Here is a 15618-nt window from a genome sequence, read left to right as displayed (position 1 = left end):
GGACGCGCCCCGGGGGAAGCGGCCGCTTGCCCGCCAACCGGCGACAGCCGACCGAGCCACCGAAGAAACTCAGGGACATCTACATGACAGGGCGCATCAACCCCATCGCACTCCGCGTCCGACGCTAGCCGTTGATCACGGACAGGCTATCGAAGGCACGGACGGCACCCCTGTCCTCGACCCGAACGGAGAAGAACCTGCCATGGCGATGAGCCTGTCACGCAAAACGTACTTCTGGACCGCGGCGGGCGTCGTCGTCGCCGCAGTCGCGGTGGGCGTCAAATTAGCTCGCTCTGAAGCCAACCCCGCTCCCCGGACCGACCTGAACCAGTCGGGGACCGGGAACGTGCAGCTCAACGGCGACAACAACGTCGTGACCGTCGCCTCGACTCTAAAGGGCCTGACCCGCGAGGCAGCCGAGGCCAGAGCGAAGAACTTCGATTACCTCGCACCGCCCGCAGGACAACCGGCCCCCTTTCTCGTGATTGAGGCGCCAAACCACCTGTGGGTCCGCTCGTCGGGCACGACGTCCGGCCACCACATCGGCGCCGCGCACAACGAGACCGTGGTGTGGGCCGACTGCACCGCCACGACCGACTTCGACCCCGATCCGACCGACTCCATCGGACCGGTGTGGCTGCGCATCCGCTGGAACACCGACAAGCCCAACGACAACTTGAGCAATTCGCAGCCGGGCGACCGCTACCCCGGCTGGGTCTACGCCGGCCAGACGATCCGGGTCGGCCACAACGGCGAGATTCCGACCTGCGTCAACCCGTGAACTACCCGCCCCGGCCCCGCCGGCGCCGGGCGAGCCGCGTCAGGGCACCGGCCTGGACGCGGTGGCCGGGCCGGCAAACGCGACCAGGCACATCGCGACGCCGTCGAGCAGGTGACGCGACGAGCGTCAGAGGTCGGTGGGGGCCGTGGCGGCGCGGGCGGCGGCGACCAGGCGGTCGGTCTCCGCGACCACCGGCTCGTCGTCGGTCGGGGTCCCCGGGTCGTAGCGCACCGTCCAGGTCAGACCATCCACCCCGGGCACGCGGCGGGCGGCGATCCGGCCCGCGCCGCCGGGCACCGGGTGGTGCTGGGTGTACGCCACCGAACGCGTCACCCGCGCCCGCACCTGGTGCGGCAGCTCAGCCGGCGCGAGCAGCAGGTACGTCTCGACGGGGCCGTCGGCCACCACCACGTACCCGGCGCGCTCGGCGACCCGCTCGGCCGGGGTGACGGTCAGCTCCCGCCCCGACCAGACGGCCTTGAGGACGTCGTGCCAGCCCAGCCGGGCGTCCCGCCCCGGCAGCCAGAGCCCCAGGTTGGTGGCGACCAGCACGCCACCGCCACCACCCTCGGCACCGCCCTCGGCACCGGCCGCGCCCGGTCCGGCGGCGGCCCAGGCCAGCACCCGCTCGGCGTCGGACAGCGGCGGACGCGCCGCCGGAGGCAGCTTCGGCTTACGGCGCAACAGCCCCATCACAGCCCTCCCGCGGCCTGCTCGCGCAGCGCCCGCGCGTGCTGCTCCAACGACAGCAGCTCCCCGAACAGCGCGAAGTACTCGTCCTTGTTGCTGACCGGGTTGACCCGCTGGATCTTCGACTTGAGATCCCGGATCCGGCCGGTCACCGAGCCCCACTGCAACCGGGCGATGGTCACCGAGACGTACCGGGGGTCGGGCTCCCCGTCGATGCGCAGCGGCTCCACGGCCAGCTCGCCCACGAGAGCCTGGGCGGCGAGGTCGGCGCAGGCGTCGCGGACCGCCTCGACCCAGACCGCGCCCTGCGTGGCGGCGGCGGCCCCGCCGGCCGCCGCGATCGCCTCCCGCACGGCCACGTGCACCGGGTGGTGGTATTCCGCCGCCTCGACCGCGTCGAACATCGGCCCGGCCAGCACCGGCTCCTGGAGGGCGAGCTTCAGCGCCTCCCGCTCGACCAGCGACATCGGGCTGTCCGTGGCGGGCGCGGGCCGGGCGGCGCGCGCCGGTGCCGCCGCCGCGCCGCCGGCGGGCTGGCCGGAGGCGGCGGCGAGCACGGCCCGCTGCACCGGCTCGATCTCCATGCCGAGGTCGCCGGCGAGCTTGCGGACGTACTCGGGGCGCTTCTCCCGGTCCTTGATCTTCGCGACGATCGGCGCGGCCCGGCGCATCGCCTCCACCCGGCCGTCGACGGTGTCCAGGTCGTACCGGTTGATCACGTGGCGCAGCGCGAAGTCGACGAGCGGCTCGCGGCGGGCGACCAGGTCGCGCACGGCCAGGTCGCCCTTTGCCAGGCGCAGGTCGCACGGGTCCATGTTGTCGGGGCTGACCGCGATGAAGGTGCGCCCGACGAAGCGCTGGTCGTCGTCGAACGCGCGCAGCGCCGCCTTCTGCCCGGCGGCGTCGCCGTCGAAGGTGAAGATGATCTCGCCCGCCACGTCGTCGGTGTCCAGCAGCAGCCGGCGCAGCACCGAGATGTGGTCCGCGCCGAACGCCGTGCCGCAGGTCGCCACCGCCGTCGGGACGTCGGCCAGGTGGCAGGCCATCACGTCGGTGTAGCCCTCGACGACGACCACCTTGCCCTGCTTGGCGATCTCCCGCTTGGCCTGGTCGATGCCGTAGAGGACGTGCGACTTCTTGTAGATCGGCGTCTCGGGGGTGTTCAGGTATTTCGGGCCGTCGTCGTCGTCGAACAGCTTGCGGGCGCCGAACCCGATCGGGTCGCCGGTGATGTCGCGGATCGGCCACATCAGCCGGCGACGGAACCGGTCGATCAGGGTGCCGGAACGCGACGGGCGCGACAGCCCGGCCGTGACCAGCTCGTCGTGGGTGAAGCCCTGCTGCCGCAGGTGCTTGGTGAGCAGGTCCCAGGCGTCCGGGGCGAAGCCGCAGGCGTACCGCTGGGCGGCGGCCCGGTCGAAGCCCCGCCGGGCGAGGAACTCCCGGGCCGGTCGGGCCCCGGCCGTGCCGAGCTGCGCCTGGTAGAACTCGACGGCGGCGGCGTGCGCGGCCACCAGGCGCTGCCGCTGCCCCTGCTGGGGGCGGGCGGCGCGCGGGGCGGCCTGGTCGTTCTCGACGTACCGAAGCTGGATGCCGGCGCGGGCGGCGAGCCGCTCGACGGACTCGACGAAGCTGAGGTGGTCGGCGTCCATCAGGAACTTGATCGCGTCGCCGCCGGCCCCGCAGCCGAAGCAGTACCAGACGTTACGGGCGGGCGAGACGTTGAACGAGGGGCTCTTCTCGTCGTGGAACGGGCACAGCCCCTTGAGGTTGCCGCCGCCGGCCGACCGGAGCGTCACCGTGTCCGAGATGACCTCGGCGATCGAGGTGCGCTCCCGGACCAGCGCGATGTCCTCGTCGCGGATCCGCCCAGCCATTCGCCACCCCCTCGGCCCTACATCCTGCCCTGCCGGGATGACCCACACGGCGTCGGGGGGACGGCGGGTTCACCGCGTATCGCGGGCGTATCGAAAAGTGCATACGCCACCGCAACCGTCGCGCGTCTTGAGTACGGGAATGAACCAGAGCGCATCACTGTCAGCGCAGGTCTCGTCGACCGGGAAAGGAGCATGACCATGGGCCCGGACAACGCACGCGGTGTCGACCGGCGACGGCTGATCACCTGGGGCGGGATGGCCGCCGCCGGGATGGTGGCGGCCGGCGGGCCGCTGCTGGGCGCCGGGATCGGCCACGCCGCCCCGGCCCCCACCGGCCCGGCCGGGCACGACCGAATCCCGCCGGACACCCGGCCCGGCGGAGCCTACGACCGGTACGTGGCGCAGCTGGCCGCCGAGGGCAGGTTCTCCGGCGTGGTGCTGCTGTCGCACCGGGGCCGGACGGTGCTGTCGCGCAGCTACGGCATGGCCGACCGGGAGCGGGGGATCCGCAACCACGAGGGCGTCGCGTTCAACCTCTCCTCGGGAAGCCAGCCGTTCCTGTCGGTGGCCGTCCTACAGCTGGTGCAGCAGGGCAGAGTGACGCTGTCGGACCCGGTGGGCGCCCACCTCACGGGCCTCGCCCGAGAGATCGCCGAGCAGGTGACCATCCACCACCTGCTCACCAGCACGTCCGGGCTGGACGCCCCGATGCCGGACTGGCAGCGCGTCTACCACAGCCGGGAGGAGGTGCACGAGCACTACGAGCAGTGGGTTCGGCAGGCGACACTGGTGGGGGTCCCCGGCGCGGGATCCAACGGCCACCTTCCCGGCGGCGGCGTCGGCCTGGCCATGGCCGCGCAGATCGTGGAGGCCGTGTCCGGCGTGACGTTCTGGGACTACGTGCACGAGCACGTCCTCGGGCGCTCCGGCATGAGCGGCTCGGCGTTCTACACCCGGGAGCAGTGGCTCACCGACGAGCACATCGCGCACCCGTACATGATGCAGGCCGACGGGAGTCTGGTGGACGCGGTCCGCAACCTGGACAAGGGCAGCGTCGACCCGTACACGCAGGGCAGGAACCCGGGCCGCAGCTTCATCGGCTACGCCTCGGGCGACGGCTTCGCCACCGCGCCGGACCTGGTGCGGTTCGCGGAGGCGTTGCGCCACGGCACGGTGCTGGACCGGCCCCACGCCGAGTTGTTCGCCGGGGCCAAGCTCCCCGGCCCGGCACCCATGGCGTACGCGGGCTACACCATGCCGGTCAGCATCGTCAACGGCCAGTGGGTGATCGGGCGCGGCGGCGGGGCCCCTGGCATCGGCGCCAACTGGAGCATCTACCCCGACACTGGTTGGGTCGGCGTCGTCCTCACCAACGAGGACGGCGCGCCGCTGCTGGACATCTGCCTGCGGGAGGCGGAGGCCGTCACCGGCGGGCCGGTCGATCCACCCGGCGGCGGCTGAGCGGTCGGGCAGCAGGCCCGCCGTGGACCGGGCCGCCGCGTCACCGGTGGATCGAGCCGCCGGTGGCGCGGCGGCCGGATCGGATGCGTGTATCGCGGACGTATGGAGAATCGCATACGCCACCGCAACGGCCCGTCGGCTTCGATGGGGGCATGAACCGCAGCGAATCTCCGTCCGCGCCGTCCCGCCGCACGCGCCGGATCGTGCTCCTGAGCCTGGCGATCCTCGGCGCGGCGTGCGCCGCGTTCGTGGTGCGGCGGCCGCTCATGATGGCCGCGCCGAGGTGCCTGGCCGGACGGTGGCACGGCTGCTACGACACGGAGAACGGCGTGGTGCTCATGACGCTGGTCGGGCTGCCGCTGGCGGCTCTGGCGGCGTGGAGCCTGTCGAGCCGGCGGCGCGCCGTCGGCGTCGCGTCGGCGGGGCGGATGTCGCTGGCCGAGGTGGGCCTGGCCTACGGGACGGCGCCGTTCGTGTGGCTGACCCTGATGCCGGGCCCCGGAGCCGGCATCGTCGCTGGTCGGGTGAGCCTGGTCCCGCTGCGGGACCTGGTCACGATGGGGCCGCTCGGGATCGGCGGCAACCTGTTGGTCTTCGCGGCGCTGGGGTTCTTCGCTCCGCTGCGGTTCGCGGCGCTGGCGTCCGTGCCGCGGGTCCTGGCCCTCGGCGCGGCCTGCTCGGCCCTGGTCGAGACCGCGCAGTACGTCCTGCGGCTGGACCGGGTGTCCTCCGTGGACGACGTGCTGGTCAACGCCACCGGCGCCGCGCTGGCCGCGCTGGCGTCACGCCGCTGGTGGCGCACCACGGCCGAGCCGGCTGCGGACCAGCCTCGCCCCGCGCCGGCACCGGCCGGCTGAGTCGCGTGCCCGGTGTGCGTGGGTGGGTGAGGCTTCGCGACGATCATAGGGTTCAGGCATGCGCGTACTGATCGTGGAGGATGAGCCCTACCTGGCCGAGGCCGTCCGTGACGGTCTGCGGCTGGAGGCGATCGCCGCCGACATCGCCGGCGACGGCGACTCCGCCCTGCAACTGCTCGGGGTCAACTCCTACGACCTCGCGGTCCTCGACCGGGACATCCCCGGCCCCTCCGGCGACGAGGTCGCCCGGCGCATCGTCGCCTCCGGCAGCGGCATCCCGATCCTCATGCTCACCGCTGCCGACCGGATCGACGACAAGGCCTCCGGGTTCGAGATCGGCGCCGACGACTACCTCACCAAACCGTTCGAACTCCGGGAACTCGTGCTCCGGCTCAAAGCCCTCGACCGCAGGCGCGGGCACGCCCGGCCCCCGGTCCGCGAGATCGCGGGCCTGCGGCTCGACCCCTTCCGCCGGGAGGTCTTCCGCGACGGACGCTACGTCGCGCTCACCCGCAAACAGTTCGCCGTCCTGGAGGTCCTCGTCGCCGCCGAGGGCGGGGTCGTCAGCGCCGAGGAACTGCTGGAACGGGCCTGGGACGAGAACGCCAACCCCTTCACCAACGCCGTACGCATCACCGTCTCCGCACTGCGTAAACGGCTCGGGGAACCATGGATCATCGCCACCGTGCCCGGTGTCGGCTACCGCATCGCCACGGCACCCGGCACCGCGCGTACGGGAGGAGACCGTGGCTAGGGAGCCCGGTTTGAGCGTCCGCCTCAAGATGACCCTCAGCTACGCCGGGTTCGTCATGCTGGCAGGCGGCTTGCTCCTCGGCACGGTGTGGGTGTTCCTGCTGCGCTACGTACCCGAGGTGATCGACACCCCCCGGCTGCCCGAACCGGGCCGCTATCCTCTCCACCTCCCCGTGATGTTCGTGCCGAACCGCTCCGACCTGCTCCGCGCCTTCGCCCCGAGGGCAGCCGAGGTGCTGGCCTTCCTGCTGATGTTCGGCCTCCTGGGCGGATGGATCCTCGCCGGGCGGATGCTCGCGCCGCTGACCCGCATCACACATGCCACCCGCTTGGCCGCGGACGGATCGCTGTCCCACCGGACGCGCATGGAGGGCCGCAGCGACGAGTTCCGGGAACTCTCCGACGCCTTCGACTCGATGCTCGAACGACTCGAGTCCCACGTCGCGGAGCAGCAGAGGTTCGCCGCGAACGCCTCCCACGAACTGCGCACCCCGCTCGCGATCTCGCGGACGCTGCTCGACGTCGCCCGCAGGGACCCCGCTCGGGGCCGGGACGAACTCATCGAACGCCTGCACGCCGCCAACAAGCGGGCGATCGACCTCACCGAGGCCCTCCTGCTGCTCAGCCGGGGCGACCGCGGAGACTTCACCCGAGAGAGCATCGACCTCTCCCTCCTCGCCGAAGAAGCCGCCGAAACGCTGCTGCCCCTCGCCGAACAGCGCCGGATCACGCTCGAAGTCACCGGCGGGGCGGCCCGGACCAGCGGCTCCGCCGACCTCCTGGCGCAGGTGGTGGCGAACCTCGTCCAGAACGCCGTCGTCCACAACCTTCCCGGCGGCGGCACGGTGACGATCCACACCGAGGCGCACGGCGGCATCAGCGTGCTGCGGGTCGAAAACACGGGTCGCCGGCTCCCACCGGAGCTGGTGCCGCTCCTCGTCGAACCGTTCCAGCGCGGAACGGAACGCGTACGCACCGACGAACACGCCGGCGTCGGCCTCGGCCTGGCCATCGTGCACAGCATCGTCCGCGCCCACGACGGGACCCTCGACCTCGTCCCCGGCCCCGACGGCGGTCTCCTCGTCACGGTCCGGTTCCCCGGCGCGCCGTAGGTCGACGGGAGTGGGGTCGCGTCAGGCGGGCGCGGTGGCCTCGTCGGCCTCGACCTGCCGGTTCCAGTCGGGCTTGGTCGAGCGCCAGCCCTCGTCGTCCATCCCCCGCCGCCAGTAGCCGGAGATCGACAGCCACTCGCGGGGCACGCCGCGCTCGACGCGCAGCAGCCGGCGCAGCTCGCGGACGAAGGTCGCCTCACCGTGGACGAAGGCGTGCACGTCGCCGGGCGGGAAGTCCAGCGCCCGCACCGCCGCCACCAGCGCCTCGCCGACCGGCCGGTCGCCCCGGTGCAGCCAGGTCAGCTCGACGTCGCCCTTGCTGGGCAGCGGCTGCTCCTCGCCGGCGTCGGCCACCTCCAGGAAGACCCGCGCCGGGGCGCCGGCCGGGAGCCGTTCCAGGGCCGCGGCGATCGCCGGCAGCGCGCTCTCGTCGCCCACCAGCAGGTGCCAGTCGGCGTCGGGGCTCGGCGCGTACGCCCCGCCGGGGCCGACGAACCGCACCGGGTCGCCGGGCCGCAGCCGGGCCGCCCAGGGGCCGGCCACCCCCTCGTCGCCGTGGTGCACCACGTCGATGGTCAGCTCGTTGGCCGCCGCGTCGAAGGCCCGCACCGTGTACGCGCGCAGCCGCGGCCACTGGTCGGCGGGCAGGCGGCGGATCGCCGCGAGGTCGACCGGCTCCGGATAGGTCACCCCGTCCGGCGGGAAGACGAGCTTCACGTAGTGGTCGGTGTGCTCGCCCACCGGGAGGCCGGTCAGCTCCTCCCCGCCGAGCACCAGCCGGATCACGTGCGGGGTGGGCCGCCAGGTCCGCAGGACCCGCGCGGTGGTGACCTTCTTCGGGCGCTCCGTCATGCGCTTAGGCTAACCTAAGTTCGCTCGGGTGCCCACCGGCCGGATCGGTGAGCGTTCAGCCGGCGCGCAGCCGCTCGTGCCAGGCGACGGCGGCCGGGTCGGTGAGCGAGGCGACCTGGTCGATCACCACGCGCAGCCGGGCGGCGTCGTCCGGGGCGTCCCGCCACAGCGGGGCGAAGACCGGGTCCAGCGCCTCGGGGGCCCGCCGGGTCAGGGCGGTGACCAGCTCGGTGAGGACCTCCCGCTGCCGCTCGTAGCGGCGCCGGGCGCCGGGGCGGCGCATCACGTAGCGCAGCGCCAGCCCCTTGAGCAGCGCGCACTCGGCCCGGACCCGGCGCGGCACCACCAGGTCGGCCGCGTACCGGCGCAGCGGGCCGGGCCCGCAGCGCTCCCGGGTGGCGGCCACCACCGTCGAGACGAACCGGCCGGTGAGCACGCTGGTGGTCGCCTTCAGCGCGGCCTGGGCCCGGTGGCTGCCGTCGTAGCCGGCGAGGGGGGCGAGCACCGGGTCGGCGAGCAGCTCGACCAGCACGACGCCCAGGTCCGCCGGGGACTCCCCGGAGTAGGTGGCGGCCACGTCGGCGCAGAGCGCCGCCCGCTCGTCGGGGTCGGCCAGCAGCGGGCCGAGGCCCACGTACCCGCCGTGGACGCCGTCCTCGACGTCGTGCACCGAGTACGCCACGTCGTCGGCCCAGTCCATCACCTGGGCCTCCAGGCAGCGCCGCCCCTCGGCCGGGGCGCCAGCGCGCAGCCAGTCGAAGACCGGCCGGTCGTCGGCGTACACCCCGAACTTGCCGCCCGCCGGCCGGCGCGGCCACGGGTATTTCGTGGTGGCGTCGAGCGACGCCCGGGTCAGGTTGAGCCCGGCGGACCCGCCGCCCGGGGCGAGCACCTTGGCCTCCAGCCGGGTGAGCACCCGCAGCGTCTGGGCGTTGCCCTCGAAGCCGCCGCACGGCGCGGCGAGCTGGTCCAGGGCGGCCTCGCCGTTGTGACCGAACGGCGGGTGGCCGAGGTCGTGGGCCAGCCCGGCGGTGTCGACCACGTCTGGGTCGCAGCCCAGCCGGGCGCCCATCTCCCGGGCGATCTGCGCCACCTCCAGCGAGTGGGTCAGCCGGGTACGCAGGAAGTCGTCGGTGCCGGCGGTGTGCACCTGGGTCTTCGCGGCGAGCCGGCGGAACGCGGCCGAGTGCAGCACCCGCGCCCGGTCCCGCTCGTACGGCGAGCGGCCGGCGCCGGTGTCCTTGGCCGGCTCGTCGACCCAGCGCGCGCCGCCGCAGCCGCCCCGGCGGTGACGGTCGGGGCCGCCCGGGTGGCCGGCGGAGCAGTCGGAGCCGCCCGCGTCGCCGGCGGAGCCCGCGTCCCGGGCGCTGGTCATGCGGTCCACCCTCCACCGGCGCTACGACATCCTTCGCGAGAGCCACCAGGCTACGCCCGACGACCGCCGGTGGCGCGGCGCCGGCTCCCCGCCCCCCGCGGCGCGCGACGAGTCCCCGCCCGGCGGCGCGCAACAGCCGATCAGTCGAGAGTTGTCGGCTAATTGCCGACCGTGACGGGTCGCGGTCCACCATGGCGACCGGTAGCGTTCCCAGAGCAGAACGTTACCGATGATCCGCCCACCTGAATCAGATCCGAACCTGATGAATCGGACGACGGGAAGTGACGCTCGTGGACGCTGACACGGTGCTGGAAACGGAACTCCGGGGGCTACGCCAGCGCCGGCCGGAGGTCGCCGGGGGCGTGCTCGCCGGCACCGACGGCCTGCTCATCTCCAGCGACCTGCCGACGACCGACGCCACCCACCTGGCGGCCCTGGCCGCGGCCAGCTTCGGCCTCGGCCACCGGGTCGCCGACACGGTCCGGCACGGCGAGTTCCAGGAGTCGGTCGTGTTCACCGCCCGGGGCTGCGTGGTGACCTACCCGGCCGGTCGGCACGCCCTGCTGACCCTGGTCACCGGGGCCCGCACCGACCTGGAGGCCCTGCACCGGGAGGCCCGCGAGGTGGCCGCCCGGACCGGCTCGGCCTTCGACCAGGAGCGCAGCGCGCCCGTCAGCATGCCCGCGCCCGACCCGCGTGCGCCGCTGGCCATGCGGACCCCGATGGCGACGCTGCCGGGGCGCACGCCGAACGCGCCCCGCGCGACCGGCTGGCGGCGTCCGCCGATCTGAGCCCGCCGGCCCCGGTGCGGGATGCGTGCGGCTTCCCCACCGGGGCCGGCGCCTGGCCGACGGTTCAGCGGCTGTCGGAGCCGACCGTCTCGACCGCCGCGCGACCGGCCTCCAGGCGGGCCACCGGCACGCGGAACGGCGAGCAGGAGACATAGTCCAGGCCGACGGAGTGGAAGAAGTGGACGGACTCCGGGTCGCCGCCGTGCTCGCCGCAGACGCCGAGCTTCAGCCCCGGCCGGGCGGCCCGGCCCTCCTCGGCGGCGATCCGCACCAGCCGGCCCACGCCGTCACGGTCGATCGACTCGAACGGCGAGATGCCGAAGATGCCCAGCTCCAGGTAGCGCCAGAAGAAGGCCCCCTCCACGTCGTCGCGGGAGAAGCCCCAGCCCATCTGGGTCAGGTCGTTGGTGCCGAAGGAGAAGAACTGCGCCGCCTCGGCGATCTGGCCGGCGGTCAGCGCCGCCCGGGGCACCTCGATCATCGTGCCGATCAGCACCTCGACGCCGCTGTCCCCGACCACCTCGGCGATGATCTTCTCGGCCTCGGCGCGCACCGTCTCCAGCTCCTGGACCGCCCCGACCAGCGGGACCATGATCTCCGGGCAGGCCGACCCGCCCTCGCGGGTGACCCGCACGGCGGCCTCGGCGATCGCCCGCACCTGCATGGCGAACAGGCCGGGGATGACCAGGCCGAGCCGCACCCCGCGCAGGCCCAGCATCGGGTTCTCCTCGTGCATCCGCCGGACGGCGGCGAGCAGCGCCTCCTCCTTCGCCACGTCCTCGCCGCGTTCCTGGGCGACGGCGACGTCGACCGCGAGCTGTTCCAGCGGGGGCAGGAACTCGTGCAGCGGCGGGTCGATCAGCCGCACCGTGACCGGCAGGCCGTCCATCTCGCGGAAGATCTCCACGAAGTCGTCGCGCTGCAACGGCAGCAGCGCGGCGAGGGCGTCGGCGCGTTCGGTGTCGGTGCGGGCCAGGATCAGCCGCTCGACCAGCTCGCGCCGGTCGCCGAGGAACATGTGCTCGGTGCGGCACAGGCCGATGCCCTGCGCGCCGAAGCGCCGGGCCCGGGCGGCGTCCGCGCCGGTGTCGGCGTTCGCGCGCACCGCCAGCCGCCGGGCCGCGTCGGCGTGCGTCATGATCCGGTGCACGGCCCCGACCAGCGCGTCGTCGGCCTCGTGCGGGTCGAGCGTGCCCTCGAAGTAGCGCACCACCTCCGACGGCGTGACCGGCACCTCGCCGAGGTAGACCTTGCCGGTGGTGCCGTCGATCGAGACGACGTCACCCTCGTTCACGGTCTGCCCGGCGACGGTGAACCGCTTCGCGGGCACGTTGACGTCGATCTCGTCGGCGCCGGACACGCAGGTCTTGCCCATGCCCCGGGCGACCACGGCGGCATGGCTGGTCTTGCCGCCGCGCGAGGTGAGGATGCCCCTCGCGGCGATCATGCCGTTGAGGTCGTCGGGGTTGGTCTCCCGGCGGACCAGGATCACCGCCTCGCCCTCGGCGGCCAGCTCGACGGCGCGGGCGGAGGTGAAGACCACCTTGCCGGACGCCGCGCCCGGCGACGCCCCGACGCCCCTGGCGACCGGCTCGAAGTCGTGGTCGAGCTGGAACCGGGGGAACATGAGCTGGGCGAGCTGCGCGCCGTTGACCCGGTGCAGCGCCTCGTCGAGGTCGATCAGGCCCTCGTCGACCAGCTGGCCGGCGATGACGAACGCCGCCGCGGCGGTGCGCTTGCCGACCCGGGTCTGGAGCATCCAGAGCTTGCCGCGTTCGATGGTGAACTCGATGTCGCACAGGTCCCGGTAGTGCCCCTCCAGCCGGGCCATGATGTCGAGCAGCTCGTCGTAGGACCGCTTGTCGAGGCGCTCCAGGTCCTGCAACGGCACGGTGTTGCGGATGCCGGCGACGACGTCCTCGCCCTGGGCGTTGGCCAGGTAGTCGCCGTAGATGCCCTGCGCGCCGCTGGCCGGGTCGCGGGTGAAGGCGACGCCGGTGCCGGAGTCCGGGCCGAGGTTGCCGAAGACCATGGCCACCACGTTGACGGCGGTGCCGAGGTCGGCGGGGATGCGCTCCTGCCGGCGGTAGAGCACCGCGCGCTCGGCGTTCCACGACTCGAAGACCGCGCGGATGGCCAGGTCGAGCTGCTCGCGGGGCTCCTGCGGGAAGTCGCGCCCGGTGTGCTTGAGGAAGATCTTCTTGTACGCGTCGACCAGCCCCCGCAGGTCGTCGGCGTCCAGGTCGAGGTCGCTGGTGGTGCCCCGGGCGCGCTTGGCCCCGTCGAGCGCGTGCTCGAACTCCTCGCCCGGCACCTCGCAGACGGTCTTGCCGAACATCTGGATCAGCCGGCGGTAGGAGTCCCAGGCGAACCGTTCGTTGCCGCCCGCCTGGGCGGCGAGCCCGACGACGCTGCGGTCGTTGAGGCCGACGTTGAGGACGGTCTCCATCATGCCCGGCATGGAGAACTTCGCCCCGGAGCGCACGGAGACCAGCAGCGGGTCGTGCGGGTCGCCGAGGCGGCGGCCCATGCCCCGCTCCAGCGACTCCAGGTGCGCCTCGATCTGGCCGGCGAGCCCGTCCGGTTCCCGTCCGGTGGCGAGGTACGCCTGGCAGGCCTCGGTGGTGATGGTGAAGCCGGGCGGCACCGGCAGGCCGAGGTTCGTCATCTCGGCGAGGTTGGCCCCCTTGCCGCCGAGCAGGTCCTTGAGGTCCCTGTTGCCCTCGGCGAAGTCGTAGACGTACTTGTGATCGACCGTCTCTTGCGATGTCACCAGAGCCTCCCACGCGCGCCGGACTGACACTTAACGAAGGTTCAGTTTTCCGATACCCCAGGGCTGACCACCGCTAATCCGGTGTCGTCGCCGATCGGTGGGCGAAGGCTAAGCGAACATCGCGTGACCTGGGGCTACTTGGTGACAATCGGCACAGCCGTCACGACTATCCGCGTCCGTACCGGTTGTTGGGAACGTTTCCACGCGCACGATCACGCAATTCTCGGGTCCCCTCGTACTCTTGAGCGCACCGGTTCTGCCGAACTTCACCTTTGCCATATCCCTCGCGAATACACCCCCGGAGTCCGCACCGTGCCGCCCACCGCGCCCCGCCCCGCCGAGCCCGGCCGCCGCCCGCTCGACCCGACCGGCCCGGCGGTCGACCCGACCGGCCACGAGCCGGCCGCCGCCGACCTGGCCCGCGCCGCCGCCCGCGCCGCCGCCGACCGGCTCGCGCCGCCGGCCCCCGTCGGGCTGGGCGACGTGGTTCCCGCACCGGAACGGGTCGAGCCCGACCCGGCCGCCGACTTCACGCTCCCCGCCGACGCGGCCGTCCGGGTCAGCCCCGACCCGGCCGCCCGGGACGTCGCCGAGCAGCTCGCCGACCTGCTGCGGCCCGCCACCGGCTATCCGCTCCCGGTGACCGACGCCGCGCCAGCCGCCGAGGGCCTGGCCCTCCAGCTCTCCGCCGCGTCCGGCGACGGCCCGGTCGCCGGGCCCGCCACCCCGGGCCCGGTCGCCGAGCTCGGCGCGGAGGGCTACCGGCTCGACGTGACCCCCGACGCGGTACGCATCACCGCCGCCACCCCGGCCGGCCTCCTGCACGGCGTGCAGACCCTGCGTCAGCTCCTGCCGCCCGCGGTCGAGAGCCCCGCCCCCGTGGCCGCCCGGTGGGCGGTGCCCGGCGGGGTGATCGTCGACCGGCCCCGGTTCCCCTACCGGGGCGCGATGCTCGACGTGGCGCGGCACTTCTTCGGCGTCGCCGACGTGCTGCGGGTGATCGACCACCTGGCCCGGTACAAGCTCAACCACCTGCACCTGCACCTCACCGACGACCAGGGCTGGCGGATCGCCGTCGACGGCTGGCCGGGGCTGGCCACCGTCGGCGGGGCGACCCAGGTCGGCGGCGGCCCCGGCGGGGCGTACACCCGGGCCGACTACCGGCGCATCGTCTCCTACGCCGCCCGCCGGCACGTCACCGTCGTCCCGGAGATCGACCTGCCCGGCCACACCAACGCGGCGCTGACCGCGTACCCGCAGCTCGCGCCGGACGGGGTCGCGCCGCCGCCGTACACGGGCACCGAGGTCGGCTTCAGCTATCTCGACCCGGACGACGAGCGCACGTACGCCTTCGTCGCCGACGTGCTCGGCGAGGTCGCCGCGCTCACCCCCGGGCCGTGGCTGCACATCGGCGGGGACGAGGCGTTCAAGGTCCCGGCCGACGCGTACGCCCGCTTCGTCGAGCGGGCGCAGGGCATCGTCGCCGGCACCGGCAAGACCGTGGTCGGCTGGCACCAGATCGCCCCGGCCGGGCACACCGACGGGCGGGTCCTCCAGTGGTGGGGCACCACGGGCGACGACCCCGCGACGGCCGAGGCGGTCCGGCGCGGCGCGCGGGTCATCCTCTCCCCGGGAAACCACGCATACCTGGACATGAAGTACGCCCCGGACACCCCGATCGGGCACGACTGGGCGGGCCTCGTCGACGTGGAACGGGCGTACCGGTGGGATCCGGGGACGCACCTGGCCGGGGTGCCGGCGGACGCGGTGCTCGGCGTGGAGGCCCCGCTCTGGACCGAGTCGGTGACCTCGCTGGCCGAGATCGAGTTCATGCTGCTGCCCCGGCTGCCCGCCCTCGCCGAGCTGGGCTGGTCGCCCCGGCGCACCCACGACTGGGCGTCCTTCCGCCGTCGCCTCGCCGGGCACGGCCCCCGCTGGCACACCGCCGGCATCACCTTCCACCCCGCCCCGGAGATCCCCTGGCCGACCACTGGCCCCACCGGGCTCCCCAGCCCTCGTCCGGCGTCGCAGCCGACCACCCCCACGGCCGACCTGCCCTGACGTCACCCGCGCGCCCAAACCGGCGGCTCTCGGCGATTCGTGGCCGCCTGCGGTGCAACCGCATCGGCGTGTCGTGTCGCGGAGCCAGCCAACGATCCGGCGCGGACGAACCGAGGCCGATGTCCGGTTCATCCCGCCGCGTCCCGTGGGCCGGGTCACCCCCGGCGCGGAATCGGCGTGGGGGTGGGGGCGTTGTACCTGGCATGCGACCGGGGCTCCCCCGCCTGGTCGGTCC

Annotated in this window: 12 protein-coding genes; 7 read left to right on the top strand and 5 right to left on the bottom strand. The window is 73.8% G+C overall.

All coding sequences use genetic code 11. The features are described 5' to 3' along the window. The first annotated feature begins 202 nt into the window (after positions 1 to 202). Complete coding sequence (locus HDA31_RS05545; RefSeq protein ID WP_178066068.1) at positions 203 to 781, top strand: hypothetical protein; 579 nt, start codon at positions 203 to 205, stop codon at positions 779 to 781. Between the two features lie 126 nt (positions 782 to 907). Here HDA31_RS05545 and HDA31_RS05540 read toward each other — a convergent pair whose 3' ends face one another. Together HDA31_RS05540 and dnaG are read right to left on the bottom strand one after the other, a co-directional pair. Beyond that, positions 908 to 1474, bottom strand: coding sequence for a hypothetical protein (locus tag HDA31_RS05540; protein ID WP_178066069.1), 567 nt, complete (start codon positions 1472 to 1474; stop codon positions 908 to 910). Next, on the bottom strand, positions 1474 to 3348 hold the full coding sequence (dnaG, locus tag HDA31_RS05535) for a DNA primase (RefSeq protein WP_178066070.1): 1875 nt from the start codon (positions 3346 to 3348) through the stop codon (positions 1474 to 1476). Before dnaG ends, HDA31_RS05540 begins: the two co-directional genes overlap by 1 nt. Positions 3349 to 3546: 198 nt before the next feature. On the opposite strand from dnaG, the gene HDA31_RS05530 reads away from it, so the two are divergent. The 4 genes from HDA31_RS05530 to HDA31_RS05515 all read left to right on the top strand — a co-directional run bounded on the left by HDA31_RS05530 (position 3547) and on the right by HDA31_RS05515 (position 7531). Beyond that, complete coding sequence (locus HDA31_RS05530) at positions 3547 to 4809, top strand: serine hydrolase domain-containing protein (RefSeq protein ID WP_178066071.1); 1263 nt, start codon at positions 3547 to 3549, stop codon at positions 4807 to 4809. Positions 4810 to 4961: 152 nt separating this feature from the next. Next, the gene (locus HDA31_RS05525; RefSeq protein WP_178066072.1) at positions 4962 to 5666 is read left to right on the top strand and encodes a VanZ family protein; all 705 of its coding nucleotides are present in this window, start codon (positions 4962 to 4964) and stop codon (positions 5664 to 5666) included. A gap of 58 nt (positions 5667 to 5724) precedes the next feature. Next, complete coding sequence (locus HDA31_RS05520) at positions 5725 to 6420, top strand: response regulator transcription factor (RefSeq protein ID WP_074474610.1); 696 nt, start codon at positions 5725 to 5727, stop codon at positions 6418 to 6420. A gap of 10 nt (positions 6421 to 6430) precedes the next feature. Further along, entirely contained in the window at positions 6431 to 7531 is a 1101-nt protein-coding gene (locus tag HDA31_RS05515) for a sensor histidine kinase (protein ID WP_281370208.1), read from the top strand. Between the two features lie 21 nt (positions 7532 to 7552). On the opposite strand, the gene HDA31_RS05510 is transcribed toward HDA31_RS05515, so the two are convergent. After that, entirely contained in the window at positions 7553 to 8383 is an 831-nt protein-coding gene (locus HDA31_RS05510; protein ID WP_178066074.1) for a siderophore-interacting protein, read from the bottom strand. A 55-nt stretch (positions 8384 to 8438) separates the two neighbouring features. Further along, positions 8439 to 9758, bottom strand: coding sequence for a deoxyguanosinetriphosphate triphosphohydrolase (locus tag HDA31_RS05505; RefSeq protein ID WP_246384091.1), 1320 nt, complete (start codon positions 9756 to 9758; stop codon positions 8439 to 8441). 290 nt (positions 9759 to 10048) lie between these two features. On the opposite strand from HDA31_RS05505, the gene HDA31_RS05500 reads away from it, so the two are divergent. Next, on the top strand, positions 10049 to 10549 hold the full coding sequence (locus tag HDA31_RS05500; RefSeq protein WP_074474930.1) for a roadblock/LC7 domain-containing protein: 501 nt from the start codon (positions 10049 to 10051) through the stop codon (positions 10547 to 10549). Between the two features lie 64 nt (positions 10550 to 10613). Here the strand turns inward: HDA31_RS05500 and ppdK are convergent, their stop codons facing one another. Continuing rightward, positions 10614 to 13322 (bottom strand): pyruvate, phosphate dikinase, encoded by a 2709-nt coding sequence (ppdK, locus tag HDA31_RS05495; protein ID WP_178066075.1) that lies wholly within the window; start codon positions 13320 to 13322, stop codon positions 10614 to 10616. A gap of 279 nt (positions 13323 to 13601) precedes the next feature. Between ppdK and HDA31_RS05490 the strand changes: the two genes are divergently transcribed. Next, entirely contained in the window at positions 13602 to 15383 is a 1782-nt protein-coding gene (locus tag HDA31_RS05490) for a beta-N-acetylhexosaminidase (RefSeq protein WP_376701440.1), read from the top strand. Positions 15384 to 15618 lie beyond the last annotated feature (235 nt).

Source organism: Micromonospora carbonacea (genome assembly GCF_014205165.1).
Classification (GTDB): Bacteria; Actinomycetota; Actinomycetes; order Mycobacteriales; family Micromonosporaceae; genus Micromonospora; species Micromonospora carbonacea.
Note: the sequence above shows the minus strand (reverse complement) of the source record. Positions and strands in the feature narration are given on the sequence as shown.